Here is a 19,124-nt window from a genome sequence, read left to right on the forward strand (position 1 = left end):
GGCGGTTGGCAGGCCCGGCCGGGCCTGCCAACCGCCGCTGTTCGTAGGCCGGTTGTCATCGATGCCGGACACAACGGTGACGGGTGCGCGGTCGCTCCGGCGCGGCATTGCACGGATTGATCAGGAGCCGCACCGTGAGTTCTGGCCGCAGGGCGAACCGGGCAGGCTCGGTCGGACTGCAGGAGCCTGGAGAGCTGTCCGAGCCGCGTCCGCCGACGAGGTCTTCGCGTACGCATCGGCGGGCGGACACCGTTGGCAGCGGTGTTCCTGGTCCGCTCGGGTCCAGGCGTCGGCCAGGTCTGGCCGGTCTCGACCTCGACCCGGGTGGAGGGGTGTTGTGTGGTCCTCGCCGGGGACGATCGACAGGTGAGCACCCCACCCCTCCCCCGCAGAGGTGCCAGGATGCACTCCATGGATCTTGAGAACGCCGGCGGGCTGATGACACGTCGCGCGAACGCCTCGGACTGGACCGGACTGGCCAGGATCGACTCCATCGCCGCCGCGGGCGACCACGCGCGGGGCGTGAGCATCCGACGCTGGTGCGAGCAGGGACTGGTCCTGCTCGCCGAGGACGCCTCCGGGCCCTTGGGCTACAGCGTGCTGGAGTACACCTTCTTCGAGCAGGGCTTCGTCACCATGCTGATGGTCGCGCCCACCGCCCGTGGACAAGGCGTGGCCGCACGCCTCCTCAAAGCCACCGAAGCCGCGTGCACCACCCCGAAGCTGTTCACCTCGACCAACGTCTCCAACCACCCCATGCAGCGCCTGCTGCAGTTCGCCGGCTGGAGCCCGGTCGGCCTGCTCCACGGCCTGGACGAAGGCGATCCCGAACTCTTCTACCTGTGCCCGAGCACCCGGCTGCGTGGCGCATCCGGGGCAGAGGGTTGAGCAGCAAGCCACGTGTTCGGACGAAGGCCGGGAGCCCTGCCCAGACGTTCGACCGTCACGGACCGAGCACAGGAGCGGGGCCGACCCGCCGCCGGAGCGGCCGGAGGCCCCACAGGGGCGACCGAAGTCGGCCTTCCCCTGCGCCGACCCGTGTGCGGCGCTCTCTCTCATTTCTCGTAGTCGCGCAGCCAGTCGCGCATCCGGTCGGCTGACGTGACGGTCGGTCCCGGGCTGTCCGGCCGGGGCCACCGCCAGGAGGTGAGGTGGCCGCCACCGGCTTCAGGGGTGGGCCGCCGGGAGGAAACCGAGCGGCAACCGGGCGGCAACCGAGAGGAGCTGGACGACCACGGTCGGGGACGAGGCGGCGGGCAGTGCCGCGCCACCGCTACCGGTTGTGACCGGCTCGGCCCGAACGGTCGCTCCGGAGCGTCACCACGGCAGCCGAACGCCCTGGTCGGAGTCCCACCCTCGGCCCCCTGCGACCAACGGGGCGTACGAGGTCGGTCACCGACCGTTCCGATGGCTCACAGTGGCCAGGGTTCGCCGGAAAGAGCACGGCTCGATCCGTGACCCGCAGTCACCCGACACCCCGGCAACTCAGCTCCGCACGGTCACCGGGCCGGCCGGCCCGCGGTCGCTACCGCATGCAACGCCCTTGCCACACAACGAGTTTGGGCGAGATCCACGGGTCCACAGCACCAGAACCGAGAGACAATCAATAGCGACAGAGGGGCGAACCCGCAGCGTCGCGTTCCCCGCGCGCCGACCACCCCTCCCGCAGCCGAAGGACCCCGGCGCGGTGCGTGCCGGGCACCCGACGCTCCCTTCCACCATCGGCACCGTGACACGACTCCCACGAAGGAGTGGGAACCTCATGAGCGAGAACGAGCGCCACTTCGCGCGCGCCGACCACGAGGCCGCCAAGCGCCTCGCCAACACCGAATCCCCGTTCACCATCGAGGTCGAGTTCCTCGACGGGCTGACCGACCCCCAGAAGAACGCGTTCAAGCAAGCCGCCGACCGCTGGGTCAAGGTCATCGTCGGCGACCTGCCCGACATCGCGCTGGACGACGGCCGAATCGTCGACGACCTCCTCATCCAGGCCGAGGGAAAGCCCATCGACGGCGTCGGGATCGTCCTGGGCCAGGCAGGCCCCACAGGCCTGCGACCCAACCCCGGCCCCACGGAGTTCATCCCCGCGACCGGTCTGATGTCCTTCGACACCGCCGACCTCGCCAGCATGGAGGCCAACGGCACGCTCGTCGACGTCATCACCCACGAGATGGGTCACGTCCTCGGCATCGGCACCATCTGGGACCTCAAGCACCTCCTGCGCGGCGCCGGAACCTCCAACCCGACCTTCATCGGCCGGGCGGCCATGGCCGAGTACGCCCGCCTCGTGGGCACGTCCGCCCCCAGGCGCGTCCCCGTCGAGAACACCGGCGATCCGGGAACCCGCGACGCCCACTGGCGCGAGTCCGTCTTCGCCAACGAACTCATGACCGGCTTCGTCGGCCGGGCCGGCAATCCGCTGAGCCGGCTGACCGTGGCGAGCCTCGCGGACCTGGGCTACCAGGTCGACCTGGACGCCGCCGACCCCTACACCCTGCCCAACCACCTGGAACTCGCCGAGAGCGGCGTGCTGCGGGCCCGCATCGCTCCCATCGACGTCGGTGTCATGCGCCCCACCTCGCCCGAGATCCTGCCCGCCGGCAGCCTCCAGGCCGCCTGAGGCGGCATCCGCCATGGCGGACAACGACCCACCCCACCGGAAGAACGAGCCCTACGCCGTCCGGCGTCCCGAGGCATCCGTTCTCGACAGCCGAGCCGTCGTCCCCCGGGACAACGTCGTACGCCCCCCGCCCAACCAGTTCACCCACACCCTGATCACCGACCAGCCCTACTGGTACGACCACAGCAGCCCCGGCGGACCGCCCGACGGAACGGTCCCGGCCGGAACCCCCGTCGCCCTCCTGATCCGGACCGGCGACCGCTGCCGTGCCGTCACTCCCACCGGCCTCTACGTCACCGTCCCCTGCCCCCAGCTCCGTCCCCTGCCCGGCCCGCACCGGGACCGGTCGGCGCCTCCCGACGCCGCCGCCGGTCCAGGGGCCGGAGCTGAGTAACGGTACGCCGGGCGGCGGGTGATCAGCCCGGGCTGGGACCGAGGCCCTCGTGGCGACCGGAGACAGCTCCGGCCGCGACGAGGGCCGACGACGGTCGGCCGCGCGGACAGGTTCCCCCGGTGCCGGTCGCACGACTGCGCCCGACCGCGCGGGGGCGGTCCGGGCGGCCGTGACGGGCGGTCCGGCGATCTGGCTGTCGGAGGGCGTCGGTACTGTTCCTCACCTGATCGAACGTTCGAGGAGAGGGGCGGAGCTGTGCGGCGCTGGGAGTTCGTCGAGGGCGGCTCGGACAAGTTCTGGGAGGCCTCGGTCGACGATGCGGTGGTGACCGTGCGCTACGGCCGGTCCGGCACCGCCGGGCGGGAGCAGAGCAAGGAGTTCCCGACCGCGGAGGCCGCGCAGGCGCACTTCGCCAGGACGGTCGCCGAGAAGGAGCGCAAGGGCTATCGCGAGAGCACGGCCGGCGCGGCACCCGTCCCGCCGTCCGTCGCGGTGACCCCGCCGGCCGCCGCCCCCGGGCTTCCGGAGGCCCCGGTCGACGAGGACGCCTTCGTCCTGCCGGAGGCCTGGCGGAGGGCGCTGATCCCCCGCCGGGGCGGGGTCTCCCGCCCTCCGGCCGCCGCGGCGAGGAACGCGGTGTCGGAGTACCGCGCCTCGCTGAGGCAGCTGGACGACCGGATGGAGCAGGCGCTCACCTCGGACCGCAGCGACGCGGACCTGGTGGCGGCCGCCCGCGCCCACCACTCCGGCCGGCAGGACCCGCTCGGTGCGGCGGTGGTCGCCGCGTTGTTCTCGCGCTTCGCCGAGACCAGCGTGCGGAAGGCCGTGGACGCCTGGGTGGCGGAGTTCGGTCTGCCGTTCGCGGCCAGGGCCACCGTCGAGCTGTTCACGACGGCCGTCGAGACCGACTGGCACAACTCCCGCTCCGTCAACCCCCGCGTCCGGCGCGGACCCGACCCGAGGAGCGGCGTGTACCGCCCCGCCGCGGACCGGGTCCGGTCACTGCTCGCGGCGTGCGACGAGGAGACCCACCGCGCGGCGGTCGAGGCGCTGGCCGGATGCCGGAACAGCCTGACCCGCCTGCTGGTGGCGGCCTACCTGGTGCCGTCCGAGTCCGCCTGGGCCGAGGAGTGCGCCGAGTCGGGGGCCCGGCTGGGCTCCGCCGAGTGGTCGATGCTGCTGTGCTCGCTCTCCTCGGCCGAGCCCCTGGAGAAGCTTCCCCCGCTGCCGAGCCTGGGCTGGAACGGATGGTCCGCCGAGATCATCGCGACCGTGGCGGAGGGCCTCGGGGGCGCCGCCGCGCCGCTGATGCTGCACGACCTGACCACCAGCCACCACGACAACGACGGGAGGAAGCGGCTGCTGGGCGCGCTCGCCGAGCTCCCCTCCGACGAGGGCTTCCGGGGGCTGCTGGCCCTTCAGGGCGACAACAAGGCCGCCCGCGGAGCCCTGCTCGCCGCCGCCCGCCGCTTCCCCCGGCGTGCCGTGCGCCTCCTCGCGGAGGCCGCGGCGGCCCCGGCCGGCCCGGCCGCGCAGCGGCTGTCCCGGCAGCTCCTGACCGGCCACGTCGCCGCCCACCGCGCGATCGCGCTGGAGCTGTTGCCGCAGCTGCCGCCGGAGCAGGCCGCCGTGGTCGAACCGCTCACCGACCTCGGCCACCTGGTACCGGAGGTCCGTTCCGACTCGCTGCCGGAGCTGTTCACCAGCCCGCCGTGGGAGCGGCCGCGCTCCACCGGCAAGCCCCGCGTGCTGACCGGCCTCACCCCGCCGCAGGAGCCGCAGGTGCGGTGGCTGCCGGGTGAGCGGGAGGCCTGGGCGAGCGCCGAATCCTGGTACGCCCGCTGGTCGGACGGCGACTGGCAGCGGATCGCGGGCACGATCCGGGCCGCGGGCGAGTGGTCCGCCGAAGCCCGGTACCGCTCCAACCGGCACGAGGAGCTGGCGCTGTTCGCGTACGGCGACGAGGAGCTGGCCCGGCCGCTGATCGCGCGGTGGCGGACCGACGAGCACATCTGGGACGCCCAGGGCGCGCTGCGCCGGGTCGCCGCCCGTTTCGGGCCGGACGCGCTCGAACCGATCCGGGCCGCCGCGCTGCAGAACCCGGCCGCGTACGCGTCCCTGCTGCTGCCGTACCTGGACGTCCGGGTGGCCGAGACGATGGCGGACTGGCTGGGGCGCCTCAAGTCGGCCGGGGACACCGCCCGTTCCTGGTTCACCCGGCACGGCTCGGACGCGGCCCGGCTGCTGGTTCCGGCCTCGGTCGGGAAGGCCGGAGCGGCCCGGCGCGATGCCGAGCACGCCCTGCGGCTGATCGCCGCCGCGCACGGCGCCCCGGCGGTGCGCGCGGTGGCCGGCGAGTACGGGCCGAAGGCGGAGGAGGCGGTGGGCACGCTGCTGTCGGCCGACCCCCTGGTGAACGCGCTGCCGGCGAAGCTGCCCCAGCCCGGCGACTGGGCGGAGCCGGTGATGCTGCCGCAGCTCCTGGTGCGCGGCGGCGAGGGCGCCCTGCCCACCGCGGCGGTGCGGCACGTGCTCACCATCCTCGCGCTGTCCAAGTCCGGGGAGTTCTACCCCGGCCTCGACCAGGTGGTGGAGGTGTGCGAACCCCGGTCGTTGACGGAGTTCGGCTGGGCCGTGTTCGAGCAGTGGCGGCTGGCCGGCATGCCGTCCCAGGACGGGTGGGCGCTGCACGCGCTCGGCCGGCTGGGTGACGACGAGACGGTCCGCCGGCTGACGCCGGTGCTCCGGGCGTGGCCGGGCGAGGGGGCGCACCACCGGGCCGTGGACGGCCTGGAGGTTCTGGCCGGGATCGGCAGCGACGTCGCCCTGCTGCATCTGCACGGCATCGCGCAGCGGGTGAAGTTCAAGGCGCTCAAGGCGCGGGCACAGGAGAAGATCGCCGAGGTCGCGGCCGGTCTCGGCCTGTCCGGGGAGCAGCTGTCGGACCGCCTGGTGCCGGACTTCGGGCTGGACGCCGACGGGACGACGGTCGTCGACTACGGCACCCGGACGTTCACGGTCGGCTTCGACGAGCAGCTCAGGCCGTACGTGCTGGACGCGGCCGGCGCCCGCCGCAAGGATCTGCCGGTCCCGGGGGCGAGGGACGACGCCGAGCTGGCGCCTGCCGAGCGCAAGCGTTTCGCCGCGCTGAAGAAGGACGTCCGCACGGTGGCGGGGGACCAGATCCGCCGTCTGGAGGACGCGATGGTCACCCGGCGGTCGTGGACGGCGGAGGAGTTCGACCAGCTGTTCGTCGGGCATCCGCTGCTGTGGCACCTGGTGCGCCGGCTGGTGTGGCTGGCCGAGGCGGACGGCACCACGACGGCGTTCCGGGTCGCCGAGGACCGCACCCTGGCGAACGTCGCGGACGAGGTGTTCGTGCTGCCCGCCGGGGCCACCGTCCGGCTGGCCCACCCGCTGCTGCTCGGCGCGGAGCTCGCGGCGTGGTCGGAGCTGTTCGCCGACTACGAGATCCTGCAGCCGTTCCGTCAGCTCGGCCGCGCGGTGCACGCGCTGACCGACGGGGAGCGGGCGGGCCACCGCCTGGCCCGCTTCGAGAACGGTCCGGTGCTGCCCACCGCCCGGCTGGTCGGCATGGAGCGGCGCGGCTGGCAGCGCGGCGAGCCGCAGGACGCGGGCGTGGAGCGCTGGCTGTCCCGCCGGGTCGGGCCCGACCGCTACGTGGTGCTCGCACCGGAGCACGGCATCGCGGTCGGCATGCACGACGTGTACCCCGAGCAGCGGGTGGAGACGGTGTGGCTCGACACCCGTCCGGGCGACTACTGGACGCACAACCGGACGTTTCCGACCTTCGCCGAGCTCGACCCGGTCACCGCCTCCGAGGTGATCGCCGACCTGATCGAGCTGACCACGCCGTGACGGCGCACCACCTCACCGACAGCCACGCGAACCACTCCGGGAAGGCCGCCATGACCACCACCGCCGAGGAGCAGCTCCAGCGGCCGCCCGCCGAGGTCCGGTACACCGAGGAGCTGGCGGCGCTGCGCGCCGGGGACCGCGACCCGCGCCCGCCGGGCTGGGAGCTGAGCCTGCGCGCGGCCCGCCGGTTCATCGTCGGCGACGAGGCGGCCGGCATCGCCCGCAAGTTCGTCGGCGATCCGGCGCTGGTCGAGCGCGCCCTGGTGACCCTGGCCACCAACCGCGGCCTGCTGCTGGTCGGTGAGCCGGGCACCGCGAAGTCGCTGCTGTCGGAGCTGATCGCGGCGGCGGTCAGCGGGACGTCCCGGCTGACCGTGCAGGGCGGCGCGGCGACCACCGAGGACCAGATCAAGTACTCGTGGAACTACGCCCTGCTGGTCTCCGAGGGCCCCTCCACCCGGTCGCTGGTGCCCGCGCCGATGCTGCGCGGCATGGCCGAGGGCCGGGTGGTCCGGTTCGAGGAGATCACCCGCTGCCCGCTGGAGGTGCAGGACTCGCTGCTGTCCCTGCTCTCCGAGCGGGTGGTGGCGATCCCCGAACTGGACGGGCCGGAGGGCATGGTCTTCGCCAGGCAGGGCTTCAACGTGATCGCCACCGCCAACACCCGCGACCGAGGGGTGAACGAGATGAGCGCGGCGCTCAAGCGCCGGTTCAACTTCGAGACGGTCTTCCCGATCCCCGACCTGGCGACCGAACTCGCCCTGGTGGAGGCGGAGTCCGGGCATCTGCTGCGCCGCTCCGGGGTGGCCGCCGCACCCGACCGGGACCTGCTGGAGGTCCTCGTGACCACGTTCCGCGAGCTGCGGGCCGGTGAGGGCGGTGACCGTCCGGCCGCGGTGATGAGCACCGCGGAGGCGGTCTCGGTCGCCCATGCCATCGGGCTGCGCGGCTGGTACCTGCGCGGCGAGGCCGGCAACGCGGCCGACCTGGTCGCCGGCCTGGCCGGCGCCGCCGCCAAGGACAGTCCGGAGGACCTGGCCCGGCTGCGCCGCTACCTGGAGCAGCGGGTCCCTCGGCGGCCCGGCCCGCACTGGAAGGCCGTGCACGACGCCCGTCACCTGCTGGCCGGCTGATGCCCGCGGTCTTCCTCGGGGTCCGCCACCACTCCCCCGCCTGCGCCCGGCTGGTGGCGGACACCATCCGACGGCTGCGGCCCGCGTACGTGCTCGTCGAGGGACCGGCCGACCTCAACGGCCGGCTGGACGAGCTGGCCCTCGACCACGAGCTGCCGATCGCCGTGTTCAGCCACTACCGCGACGCCGAGCGGACCGCCACCACCTGGGCGCCGCTGTGCGACTACTCGCCCGAGTGGGTGGCGCTGCGGGAGGGCCGGGCGGCCGGCGCGGAGGTGCTCTTCGTCGACCTGCCGTCCTGGCACCCGGCGTTCGACCTGCGCGCCAACCGGTACGCCGACGCGGAGGCCCGGTACGCCGAGGCGACCGCCCGGCTGTGCGAGCGCTTCGGCACCGGCTCGGTGGACGCCCTGTGGGACGGCCTGTTCGAGGTGGCACCGGCGGACGGGCTCGCCGAGCGCCTGGACGCCTACTTCGACCTGGTCCGCGGCGACGCCGAGGCGGACGAGGGCGACCGGGCCCGCGAGGCGTACATGGCGGCCTGGATCCGCGCCGTCCTGGCCGAGGCGGGGACGGCGACCGTGCTGGTGGTCACCGGCGGCTTCCACACCCCCGCGCTCCGCACCCTCTGCGCGCGGCCCGCGGAGGCGCCCGGCCGGCCCGCGCTTCCGGAGCCGCGCCCCGGCGCGGTGTCCGGAAGCTACCTGGTGCCCTACTCGTTCCGGCAGCTGGACGCCTTCGCCGGCTACCAGTCGGGCATGCCCTCGCCCGCCTACTACCAGCGGCTGTGGGAGGACGGCCCCGGCCCCGCGGCCGACCGGCTGCGGCAGTCCGTGGTGTCGCGGCTGCGCGGGCGGGGCCTCCCCGTCTCCACGGCCGACCTGGTGGCCGCCGCCGCGCTCACCGGCGGCCTGGCCGCGCTGCGCGGACACCCGGTGCCGGCCCGTGCCGACGTGCTCGACGGCCTGGTCGGCGCACTGGTCAAGGACGACCTGACCCAGCCCCTGCCCTGGTCCCGGCGCGCCCCGCTGGCCCCGGGCAGCCACCCGGTGGTGGTCGAGACGGTCGCCGCGTGCAGCGGCGAGCGCACCGGGCGGCTGCACCCCGACACCCCGGCCCCGCCGCTGGTCCACGACGTCGCCGCCCGGCTCGCCGCGATCGGCGCCACCGGCACCCGCCCGGTGACCTGCGAGCTCACCACCGAGCACGGTCTGACGGCCAGCCGGACCCTGCACCGGCTGCGCGTCCTCGGCGTGCCCGGCCGTCACCGCACCGCCGGGCCCGCCCACGGCGCCGACCCGGTCACCACCGAACGCTGGGAGACCGGACCGGAGGCCGGCCGCGACGCCGCCCTGATCGAGGCGGGCGCGTACGGCGCCACGCTCGACGAGGCCGCCGCCGGCGTCCTCGCCGAGCGCGCCCGTACCACCGGCCCCACGGACGGCGGACTCGCCGTCCTGCTCTTCGACACCGTGCTGTGCGGCGCCACCGCCCTCACCGACCGCCTGCTGACCACGCTCACCGCCGTCCTCGCCCGCCACCCCGACCCGGGTGCCCTCGGCGCCGTCCTCGCCACCGCGCTCGGCCTGTGGCGGCACGACCGGGTGTACGGCACCGCCCGCAGTCCGCTGCTGGCCGCCGTCCTGGACGGTGCGGTCGCCCGCATCCTGTGGCTGGTCGAGGGCGCGCACGGCCGCTCCGGCGCCGACCCGGCGCGCCTCGCGGCCCTCGCCGCCGTCCGCGACGCGCTGCGCCACGCCCCCGGCCCGCTCACGGTCACCCCCGAGGACGCCGCCGCCCTCGCCCTGCGCATCGCCCGCGACCCGCACGCCCCCGCCGACCTGCGCGGCGCCGCCCACGGCCTCCACCTCGTCCTCACCCCCTCGGCCGATCCCGGCCTCGCCTCCGCCGCCCTGCACGCCGCGGGCGACCCCGGCGCGCTCGGCGACTGGCTGGCCGGCCTGTTCGCCCTCGCCCGGGAGGAGGTCACCGCCGACGCGGGTGACGGCTCCCTGCTGGCCGCCGTGGACTCCGTGCTCGCCGATCTCACCGACGCCGAGTTCCTCATCGCCCTGCCCGCCCTGCGCCAGGCCTTCGCCTGGTTCCCGCCGCGCGAGCGCGAGCGGATCGCCCGCCGTCTGATCGAGCGTCGCGGTCTGCGCGGCTCCGCCCGCGCCCTGCTCCGCACCACCGCCGACCCCGTGCACCTGGCCGCCGCCCGCGCCCTGGAGGAGAACGTGACCGCCCTGCTCGACCGCCACGGCCTGCGGAGCGCCCGGTGACCTCGCCCGAGCCGGCCCCCGGAACGGCGCCCGACCCCGCCCTGGAGCGCTGGCGCCTGGTCCTCGGTTCCCCCGCCGAGCGCTGGACCGGCAGCCCGGGCGCCGACGGCGCCGCCCGCGACGCCGCCCTGGAGTGGCTGTACGGCCGCGACGAGGACCTCGACCGGCGCGGCATCCGCGGTGCCGGCCTGGACCCGTCCCGGGTCACCGCGGTCGACTGGCTGGACGCCATCCACCGGCTCTTCCCCCGCGAGACGATCGAGCGCCTGGAGCGCGACGCCGTCGAGCACTACGGCATCGACGAGATCGTCACCGACCCGACCGTCCTGGAGCGGGTCGAGCCGAGCGCCGCCCTGCTGCGCGCCGTGCTCCGCACCAGGCACCTGATGAACGAGCAGCTGCTCGGCCAGGCCCGCCGCATCGTGGCCACGGTGGTCCGGCAGCTGATGGAACGCCTCACCCCGGAGCTGCGCCAGGCGTTCACCGGCGCCCGGTCCGCCCGCCCGAGCCGCCGCCCGCTCGCCCGCGACTTCGACTTCCGCCGCACCGTCCGGGCCAATCTCGGCCGCTACCGTCCCGCCGAGCGGCGGATACTGATCGAACGCCCGCACTTCCACTCCCGCACCCGCCGGCACCTGGAGCAGTGGCAGCTGATCCTGCTCGTCGACCAGTCCGGTTCCATGGTCGGTTCGGTGATCCACTCCGCGGTCACCGCGGCCTGCCTGTGGGGCCTTCCGGGCCTGAAGACCCATCTGGTCGCCTTCGACACCGAGGTGGTGGACCTCACCTCCGACGTCACCGACCCGGTGGAGCTGCTGCTGCGGGTCCAGCTCGGCGGCGGCACCGACATCGCCCGTGCCGTCGACTACGCGGCCGGTCTGGTGGAGAACCCTCGGCGCACCGTCCTCGCGGTGATCAGCGACTTCTACGAGGGCGGCGACCGGTACCGGCTGCTGCGCACCGTCCGCTCGCTGACCGAGCAGGGCGCCACCGTGCTCGGCCTCGCCGCGCTGGACGAGGAGGCCGCCCCGGCGTACGACCGGGAGCTGGCCGGCCGGCTCGCGGACGCCGGAGCGCGGGTGGGCGCGATGACGCCGGGGATGCTCGCCGAGTTCGTCGCCGAGAGGATCGGCCGATGACCGCCGCGACGCGGACCGATCTGCTCGCCCTGGACACCGACACGCTCGCCGCCCTCGCCAACCGAGGCCTGGTGAAGCGCGCCGCCCGCGAGGTCGCCGCGGGCGACGGGCCCCTTCCCGAACTCGACCCGAACGGCACGCTGCGCGGCACCTGCCCGGACGGCAACACCGTCGTCCTGCCGCCCGGCACCGGGCTGGACGGCGGCAGCTGCACCTGCGGCGCCCCCGGCGTGTGCCGGCACCGGATCGCCCTGGTCCTCGCCCACCAGCATGCCGCCGCCGACGGCCCCACCCCGCCGGGTCCCGCCCCCGGCGGCGGCCCCGCGACGTCCGGCGCCCCGGCGCCCGCCCCCATGTGGTCCCCCGGCGCGCTGGACGACGAGGCGCTGACCGCCGCCGTCGGAGCCCGTGCCGTGGCCGCCGCCCGCCGGACGCTGGCGCGCGGCTGCACCGCGCGGCTGCACCACGCGCGCCCGGACGATCCGCAGCCGGTCGCCGAACTGGCCGCCTGCACGGTCCGGTTCCCCGTCCCCGGTGAGCTGGGCTTCGCGGTGACCGACGCCGCGCAGGACCGCCGCGGCGAGATGATCGCCCTCGCGGTCTGGGCCTTCCGAGCCGCCGACGGCCGACCGACCGTCACGCTCGGCGATCCTTCCGCGCCGGATCCGGGCATCCCGGCGGTCCTGGACACCGCCCTCGATCTCGCCCGCGACCTGCTCCTCGACGGCGCCGTGCACGCCGGGCCGGTCCTCACGGCTTCTCTCCACCGGGTGCGCGGCGAGCTCGCCGACCGTTCCCTGCACTGGCCGGCCGACCTGGTCGCCGACCTGATCGGCCAGCTCGACGCGTACGCCTCCCGGTCCGCCGACCACCGGCCCGGGGAGACCGCGCTGCTGCTGGCCGAGCTCCACGCCCGTCACCGCGCCGCCGCCCGCCCCGGCGCGTCCCGGTCCGAGATCCTCGGCGTCCGGGAGACCGCCGAGACCCCGCTGCGCCGGGTCCGCCTGACCGCGCTGGGCTGCCGGATCCGCGGCACCGCGACGACCCGGTCCGCCGAGATCTACCTCGCCCACCCCGCCGCCGGGACCGTCCTGGTGCTCCGCCGCGGCTGGGACGTCCCCGCCGACGGCTCTCCACCCACCGGGCACGCGCTGGGCGCCCGCCGGATCGCCGGCCACCGCCTCGACGCCCTCGCCCGCGGCAACGTGGTCAGCGAGAGCGCGGTCCGCAGCGCCGCCCGTGAACTGCGCCTCGGCCGAGGCCGGGCCGCCGCCGGCACCGTCACCCCGGTCGGCGGCTCCTGGACCGACCTGCCCGCGCCGCTGCTGCTCACCGACCTCGACGCCCACCTGCGCACCCTCGAAGGCCGGCCGCCATGGCTGATCCGGCCGCGCATCGCCGCCGAGTCCCTGCACGTGGTCCGGCTCTCGGCCGTGGAGGGGATCCGGTACGACGCCGGCGAGCAGCGTCTGGAGGCCCCGGTCCGGGACGCCGTGGGCAACCCGGCCACCCTGGCCGCCACCCACGACCCGGTCTGCCCCGGCTCCCTCGACGCGCTCGCCGCGGCGCTCGGGTCCGGCGCCGTCACCCATGTCAGCGCCGTCGTCCGACGGGCGGCGGGCCGTACGGTCCTGGAGCCCGCCGCACTCCTCGCGGGTGACACCGTCATCGTCCCCGACCTCGCTCCCGGCACCGGGTCCACCGCCCTCTCCCCCGCCGCGCCGCCGCCGGCCGACCCCGCCGCGGCCGACCTCGCCGAGGCCCTCGCCGCTCTCGCCGACACCGCCCACCGGGGCCTGCGCCACCCGGACGGCCCCACCCTGACCCGTCTGGACCGCACCGCCGCCCGGCTGGACCGAGGCGGCCTGGCCACCACCGCCGGGCTCCTGCGCGCCTTCGCCCACGCCATGCGCGCGGGCGACCCGGAGGCCGCCGCCCGGACCTGGTCGGACGCGGTCGTCCGGGTCGCCGTCACCGTCGAGGCGCACCGGGAGAGCGCCGGCCGCCCCTGAGCACCGCCGCCGGGAACACCGGCCGGGGCGGCCCGAGCGGACGGCGGCGGAGTCCGGGCGTGCCCGGAGCCATGCGTGCCCGGAGCGATGCGCGTCCGGAACCATGCGTGTCCGGATCGATCAGGAATCGAGAAGCGCTGTTCACGGAGTTGCCCATAGCCTGCTCGCCATGGACATCACCATTCACACGACCGCCCTTCCGCACGACGACCCGGACGCGTCGCTCGCCTTCTACCGCGACGCCCTCGGCTTCGAGGTCCGCAGCGACGTCGGGCAGGGCCGGATGCGCTGGATCACGGTCGGCCCGCCCGGTCAGCCGGGCACGTCGATCCTGCTGGCGCCGCCCGCCTCCGATCCCGGCATCACCGAGGACGAGCGCCGCACGATCACCGAGATGATGGCCAAGGGCACCTACGGCTGGATCCTGCTGGCCACCCCGGACCTCGACGCCGTGTTCGAGAAGGTGCAGGCCGGTGACGCCGAGGTCGTCCAGGAGCCGACCGAGCAGCCGTACGGCGTCCGCGACTGCGCGTTCCGCGACCCCGCGGGCAACCTGATCCGCATCCAGGAACTGCGCTGACGCGCGAGGACGCCGATGGACAGGGAAGACGAGGGACAGAGGGGGGCTCCCATGTGCAAGGAGGAATGGCGGCGCGCACGCGTCCAGGCGCAGCGCCTGGCCGATCTCGCGCGGCTGCGCCGTGTCCGCGACCGGATCGACCGGGAGTACGCGCAGCCGCTGAACGTGGAGGCGCTCGCCCACGATGTGAACATGTCCGCCGGGCATCTGAGCCGGCAGTTCCGGGCCGCCTACGGCGAGTCGCCGTACGCGTACCTGATGACGCGTCGCATCGAACGGGCGACGGCGCTGCTGCGGCGGGGCGACCTCAGCGTCACCGAGGTCTGTTTCGCGGTCGGCTGCGCGTCGCTGGGCACGTTCACCACCCGCTTCACCGAGCTGGTCGGCATGCCGCCCGGGGCCTTCCGGCGCCAGGCGGCGGATGCGGCGGCCGGCCGGTCCGACACCTCGGGTGCGGCCCGCGACGCGGGACCGGCGGTCACCGTGGAGGGGATGCCCGCGTGCGTGGCGAAGCAGGTCGCGAGACCGGTCAGGAATCGAGAAGCCCCGCCCGCCGCGCGGCCCCTAACGTGATGTCCATGGCGAGCGGCACTTCCGCCCCTCCCGCCACAGCCCGCACATCCCCATCCATCCGCAACACCAGCACACGGAGTACGACATGAAGGCGCACGTCAGCTCGATCCTCCTCGGCGTCCGGGACATGGACCGGGCCAAGCAGTTCTACACCGAGGGACTCGGCTGGAAGATCCAGAACGACTACGGCATCTCGGTGTTCTTCGAGTCGGACGGCGCCTCGCCGGTCGGCTTCTACGAGCGCGGGGGCCTGGCCGGCCAGGTGGGCACGGACCCGGAAGGCAGCGGCTTCAGCGGGCTGGTCCTGACCTACGTCGTCCGCAGTGAGGCGCGGGTCGACGAGATCATCGCGGAGGCCCGGAAGGCCGGCGCCACGGTCCTCAAGCCCGCCGGCGCCCTGCCGTGGGGCGGGTACGGCGGCACCTTCGCCGACCCGGACGGCTACGTCTGGAGCCTCGGCTACAGCGCCCAGGGAACCGACCAGCCCTACGCCGAGTAGCCGCGCCCTCCTGCCCCACAGCCGTTCGGGACGGCGCGGCGCGTGCCGCGGCCGTCCCGGACACGGCGATGGCCCCGGCGCGGGAAACGGGAACGGGAACGGTCACGGCGGCCGGAGCCGCGGTGAGCCGACAGAACGACCAGGAGAAGGATCGTGAGGTTCACGGCCCAGGTCGAACCACCCGAGCCCATGCGGGGGCTGGAGGTTCCGCCCGCGGTGGTGGCGGCGCTCGGCGGGGGCGCGCGGCCGCCGGTGACGATCACGGTCAACGGGCATTCCTGGACGAGCCGGGTCGCCCTCCTGCGCGGCCGTCACCTGATCGGCCTCAGCAACGCCAACCGACGGGCCGCGGGTGTCGCGATCGGCGACGAGGTCGAGGTCGAGGTGCGACTCGGCACCGGGCCGCGCGTCGTCGTGGAGCCCGCGGACTTCACCCGGGCCCTGGACGGCGATCCCGCCGCCCGCGCCGCGTACGACAAGCTCGCCCACAGCCGCAGGCGTGAGCACGTGCGCGCCGTCGAGAGCGCGAAGAAGCCCGAAACCCGCTTGCGGCGGATCGAGAAGGCGATCGCCGCCCTGCGGGGCTGAACCCCGGGGAACGGGACTTCGCCGGCCGTGCCGCCTCGGCCTCGGCCTCGGCCGCTCCGGCGGGACGGAGGCCTGCCCGGTTCGCCGCCCCCCGGGTCAGTGCTCCCGGGCAGCGGCCTGCCAGGCGGCGCCGCTCAGCCGCCGAGGCGGGCGAGCAGCAGGCGCGCCCGCCGGGTCTTGGCCTCGGCGCGGTTCTTCAGGTACAGCGCGTGGGCGAGGCGGTGCTGCTCGGCCTCGCGCATCCGCTCGTCGATGATGGCGCGCGCGGTGTCAAGGTGGTAGTTCATGACAGTCGTCTCCCTCTGGCAGGTGGCCCGCCGATGGCTTCACCATCGACCCCCAAGGCCGCCTTCCACCTATGATTCTACACCCAAATGTGACCACCGCTTGCCATTTCACAGCCGAACAAGCCTTGTTGTCCTACTGTTTAAAGGCCCGTCGGTTGGTGAGCATTCGGTGTGCCGGGCGTGACCGGCCGCCGTCCGGACGAGGACGGTCAGGGCGCGGCGGGGTGCTGGCCGCCCAGCCGGGTCAGGGCGTCGCGCAGGGCGGCGCGGGTGGTGATGCCCAGCTTGGGGAAGGCGCGGTAGAGGTGGGCGCTGACGGTGCGGGGGGACAGCCGCATCTGCTCACCGATCTCCTTGTTCGTCAGGCCGCCGGCGGCGAGCTCGGACACCCGGCGTTCCTGCCAGGTCAGCGGCACCGCGGTGGGCGCCGGGGTGCGGGACGCGACGCCGGCGGCCCGCAGTTCGGCCTGGGCGCGCTCCGCCCAGGCGGTGGCGCCGAGCCGGTCGAGCGTCTCGGCCGCCGGGGCGAGGAACGCGCGGGCCGCCGCGCCGCCCTGGGTGCGGCGCACCCGGGTGCCGTGCGCGAGCCGGATCCGGGCCAGCTCGAACGGGAAGCGCTCGGCGGCCGGGTGTGACTGGGCGCGCGCGTACATGTCCGCCGCCTCCCCCTCGTCGTCGGCCGTCAGCGCCAGGGCTCCGTAGGTGACCAGGGCCAGGCGCGGGGAGATGTCCGGCAGGCCGGCGTCCCGGGCCGCCAGCGCGTGGGCGCGGGCCTGCTCGGCGCGGCCGGTGTGCAGGGCGGCCTCCACCAGGTCGAGCAGGGTCCGCGACGCCTGGTAGGCGTAAGGCCGGAACGCGCCCGGCGCGGTGATGCCGATGGAGTAGAGGAACGCGGTCTCGTAGTCGCCGGCGCTCAGCGCGATGGTCGCGCCGACGGCGTCCGCGATCTGGGTCAGGAAACCGACGGCGCGCGGGCGGGCCCAGGCGTCGACCGCGGCCTGCAGGTCGCGTGCCTCCTGCGCCCGGCCGCGCAGGGCGGCCAGCTGGGCCAGGTAGGCCCGCGTCTGGTGGGCGAACAGCCCGTGGCCGTGTTCGCCGGCCAGGGCCAGGGCGCGCCGTCCGGTGCGCTCGGCGGCCTCCCACTGACCGAGCGCCAGCTGGTCGAGCATGATCAGGTGCAGCATGACGATGCCGCTGGAGACCGCGCCGGTGTCCAGTTCACGGTCCACCACGCGCTCCAGGTGCGGGCGCAGCGGGCTGAGGACGTCGAGGTGGTAGGCGGACACGGCCAGGCGCGTGACGTCCCACGGGTCCTGGTCCTCCAGGTCCACCGCGGCCCGGTCCACCGGCTCGGACCAGCCGGCGCCGTGCCGGACCACGTCGCTCCAGGTGCTGCCGTACATCGACGCCCGCGCGGTGGCGCGGTCGCCGAGGGAGGCGAGCACCTCGTGCGTGCGCTTCCAGGCGTTGCGGCTGCCGGCGTACTGGCTGACGGCCAGCAGCAGGCTCACCAGCCGGTCGAGCACCTGCGCGCCGTCGCCCCCGTCCGCTCCGCCGTCGCGCAGCCGCTCGACCGCCGCGGTGACCCGGCGGTGGGTGGCCCGCACGTCGCCGTCCTGGTACAGCGCCAGGTAGGCGTTGGCGAGGACCGCGGCCGGATCGTCCTCCGAGCCGTGCGCGGACGCGGCCCGCGCGAGGCTGCGCGCCTGGCCGAGCCGGTCCGCCTGCGCCGCGACGAAGGCGGCGTCACCGACCCGCCGGGACCGGTCGGCCCGGTTCTCGCTCAGCTCGGCGGCGCGGGTCAGCCAGGACACCGCCATCAGCGCGCCGCCGCGCCGGGTGGCCGAGCGGGCCGCGGCCTCCAGGGCGGCGGCCACCTCCTCGTCGGGTTCGACGGTGGCGGCCGCCAGGTGGGTGGCGCGCCGTTCCGGGTCCTCCCGGTGGACGTGCGCCAGCACCCGGTGGGCGGCGCGGCGCTGGTCGGTCGTGGCCAGCCGGACGACGCTCGACCGCACCAGCGGGTGCCGGAAGGCGAGGTCGCCGGTGGCGGGCTCGACGACCAGCAGACCGCAGGCCACCGCCTCGTCGACACCGCTCATGCGGTAGCGCGCGGCCGTCGGGGCCGCGCCGTCGCCCGACCTGGCCGCCGCGCCGTCGAGGGCTCCGGTCAGCAGTTCCGCGCGGACGGCGTCGCCGAGGCGCGCGAGGCGGGCGGCGTAGATCTCCTGGATCCGCCGGGGCAGCGGCACGCCGTGCCGGCCGGGCGGTTCCTCCGGCGCCGGGCCACCGGGGCGGGCGGCGATGTGGGCGGGCAGTTCCAGCAGGGCCAGCGGGTTGCCGCGGGCCTCGTCCAGCACCTGCGCGCGCAGCCGCTTGCCCAGCTCGGGGTGGTGACGGTCCAGCAGCCGGGTGGCGTCCGCGTCCGCGAGCGCGCCGACCGGCATCTCCGGCAGGGCCGCGGTGTCGAACCGCGAGGCGATGTCGCCGCGGACGGCGACCAGGAGTCTGGCCCCGGGGCTGCCGGCCAGCCGGCGGCCGACGAAGCCGCAGACCTCGGCGCTGGCGTCGTCCAGCCACTGGCCGTCGTCGAGGACGAGCAGCAGCGGCCGCCGCGCGGCCGTCGAGGAGAGCAGGGTGAGCACGGCGATGCCGAGGGCCATGACCGACGGTGGCGGGCCGTCGGTGCGGCTGAACACCGCGTCGAACGCCGCGCGCACGTCGGCCTTCAGTTCGCCGCCGTCGGCCCGGCCGCCGTCCGGGAGCAGCGGGTAGAGGAGCTGGTGCAGCCCGGCGTAGGGCAGTTCGGTCTCCGCCTCGACCCCGGTGGCGCGGATCACCAGGTGGCCGGCCCGGGCCGCGTGCTGCGCCGCCAGGTCGAGCAGGGCGCTCTTGCCGACCCCCGCCTCTCCCCTGAGCAGCAGCGCCTGTCCGTCGGCGGCCCGCACGAACGCGGTCAGCCGATCCCGTTCGGGCTCCCGGCCGACCATCACCATGCCCGGTTCCACGCTCCGTTCCCTCCCCTGCCCCCGGCCGCCCCCGAAGGCGCGTCACCACCCGCCGTACTCAACTGGACGGTTAGTTGATTAGACTGTGCCTTGGTACAACTGTCAAGTAAATGGTTAGTTAGGAGCTGGGTGC

At 75.3% G+C, this 19,124-nt stretch carries 14 protein-coding genes; 12 read left to right on the forward strand and 2 right to left on the reverse strand.

Annotation, left to right across the window (positions count from 1 at the left end):
- The first annotated feature begins 411 nt into the window (after positions 1–411).
- The 12 genes from ABT238_RS17660 (at position 412) to ABT238_RS17715 (ending at position 15,699) form a co-directional block, all read left to right on the forward strand.
- On the forward strand, positions 412–888 hold the full coding sequence (locus ABT238_RS17660) for a GNAT family N-acetyltransferase (RefSeq protein ID WP_350568787.1): 477 nt from the start codon (positions 412–414) through the stop codon (positions 886–888).
- Between the two features lie 874 nt (positions 889–1,762).
- Positions 1,763–2,620 carry a leishmanolysin-related zinc metalloendopeptidase gene (locus tag ABT238_RS17665; RefSeq protein WP_350763435.1) on the forward strand — a complete coding sequence of 286 codons (858 nt, stop codon included), beginning with the start codon at positions 1,763–1,765 and terminating at the stop codon, positions 2,618–2,620.
- A 13-nt stretch (positions 2,621–2,633) separates the two neighbouring features.
- Positions 2,634–3,014: a hypothetical protein gene (locus ABT238_RS17670; protein WP_350568791.1), complete on the forward strand. Its 381-nt coding sequence runs from the start codon at positions 2,634–2,636 to the stop codon at positions 3,012–3,014.
- A 255-nt stretch (positions 3,015–3,269) separates the two neighbouring features.
- Positions 3,270–6,893, forward strand: coding sequence for a DUF4132 domain-containing protein (locus ABT238_RS17675; RefSeq protein ID WP_350763447.1), 3,624 nt, complete (start codon positions 3,270–3,272; stop codon positions 6,891–6,893).
- Positions 6,894–6,943: 50 nt separating this feature from the next.
- Entirely contained in the window at positions 6,944–8,026 is a 1,083-nt protein-coding gene (locus ABT238_RS17680) for an ATP-binding protein (RefSeq protein WP_350763458.1), read from the forward strand.
- Positions 8,026–10,308, forward strand: a complete 2,283-nt coding sequence (locus ABT238_RS17685) for a DUF5682 family protein (protein WP_350763468.1) — start codon at positions 8,026–8,028, stop codon at positions 10,306–10,308. The genes ABT238_RS17680 and ABT238_RS17685 overlap by 1 nt, the downstream gene beginning before the upstream one ends.
- Complete coding sequence (locus ABT238_RS17690; RefSeq protein ID WP_350568799.1) at positions 10,305–11,447, forward strand: VWA domain-containing protein; 1,143 nt, start codon at positions 10,305–10,307, stop codon at positions 11,445–11,447. Before ABT238_RS17685 ends, ABT238_RS17690 begins: the two co-directional genes overlap by 4 nt.
- Positions 11,444–13,459 (forward strand): YehQ family protein, encoded by a 2,016-nt coding sequence (locus tag ABT238_RS17695; RefSeq protein WP_350763483.1) that lies wholly within the window; start codon positions 11,444–11,446, stop codon positions 13,457–13,459. Before ABT238_RS17690 ends, ABT238_RS17695 begins: the two co-directional genes overlap by 4 nt.
- Positions 13,460–13,628: 169 nt before the next feature.
- Positions 13,629–14,039: a VOC family protein gene (locus ABT238_RS17700; RefSeq protein WP_350568802.1), complete on the forward strand. Its 411-nt coding sequence runs from the start codon at positions 13,629–13,631 to the stop codon at positions 14,037–14,039.
- Positions 14,040–14,090: 51 nt separating this feature from the next.
- Positions 14,091–14,612: a helix-turn-helix transcriptional regulator gene (locus ABT238_RS17705; RefSeq protein ID WP_350568804.1), complete on the forward strand. Its 522-nt coding sequence runs from the start codon at positions 14,091–14,093 to the stop codon at positions 14,610–14,612.
- An 85-nt stretch (positions 14,613–14,697) separates the two neighbouring features.
- Positions 14,698–15,111, forward strand: coding sequence for a VOC family protein (locus ABT238_RS17710; RefSeq protein WP_350763507.1), 414 nt, complete (start codon positions 14,698–14,700; stop codon positions 15,109–15,111).
- 153 nt (positions 15,112–15,264) lie between these two features.
- A complete protein-coding gene (locus tag ABT238_RS17715; RefSeq protein ID WP_350568808.1) occupies positions 15,265–15,699 on the forward strand; it encodes a YdeI/OmpD-associated family protein in 435 nt (144 codons plus the stop codon).
- A 134-nt stretch (positions 15,700–15,833) separates the two neighbouring features.
- Here the strand turns inward: ABT238_RS17715 and ABT238_RS17720 are convergent, their stop codons facing one another.
- Complete coding sequence (locus tag ABT238_RS17720; protein WP_209413824.1) at positions 15,834–15,986, reverse strand: hypothetical protein; 153 nt, start codon at positions 15,984–15,986, stop codon at positions 15,834–15,836.
- Between the two features lie 209 nt (positions 15,987–16,195).
- Positions 16,196–18,973 carry an AAA family ATPase gene (locus ABT238_RS17725; RefSeq protein WP_350763970.1) on the reverse strand — a complete coding sequence of 926 codons (2,778 nt, stop codon included), beginning with the start codon at positions 18,971–18,973 and terminating at the stop codon, positions 16,196–16,198.
- Positions 18,974–19,124 lie beyond the last annotated feature (151 nt).

The sequence above is a fragment of the Kitasatospora sp. NPDC001527 genome (genome assembly GCF_040298605.1).
Lineage (GTDB): Bacteria > Actinomycetota > Actinomycetes > Streptomycetales > Streptomycetaceae > Kitasatospora.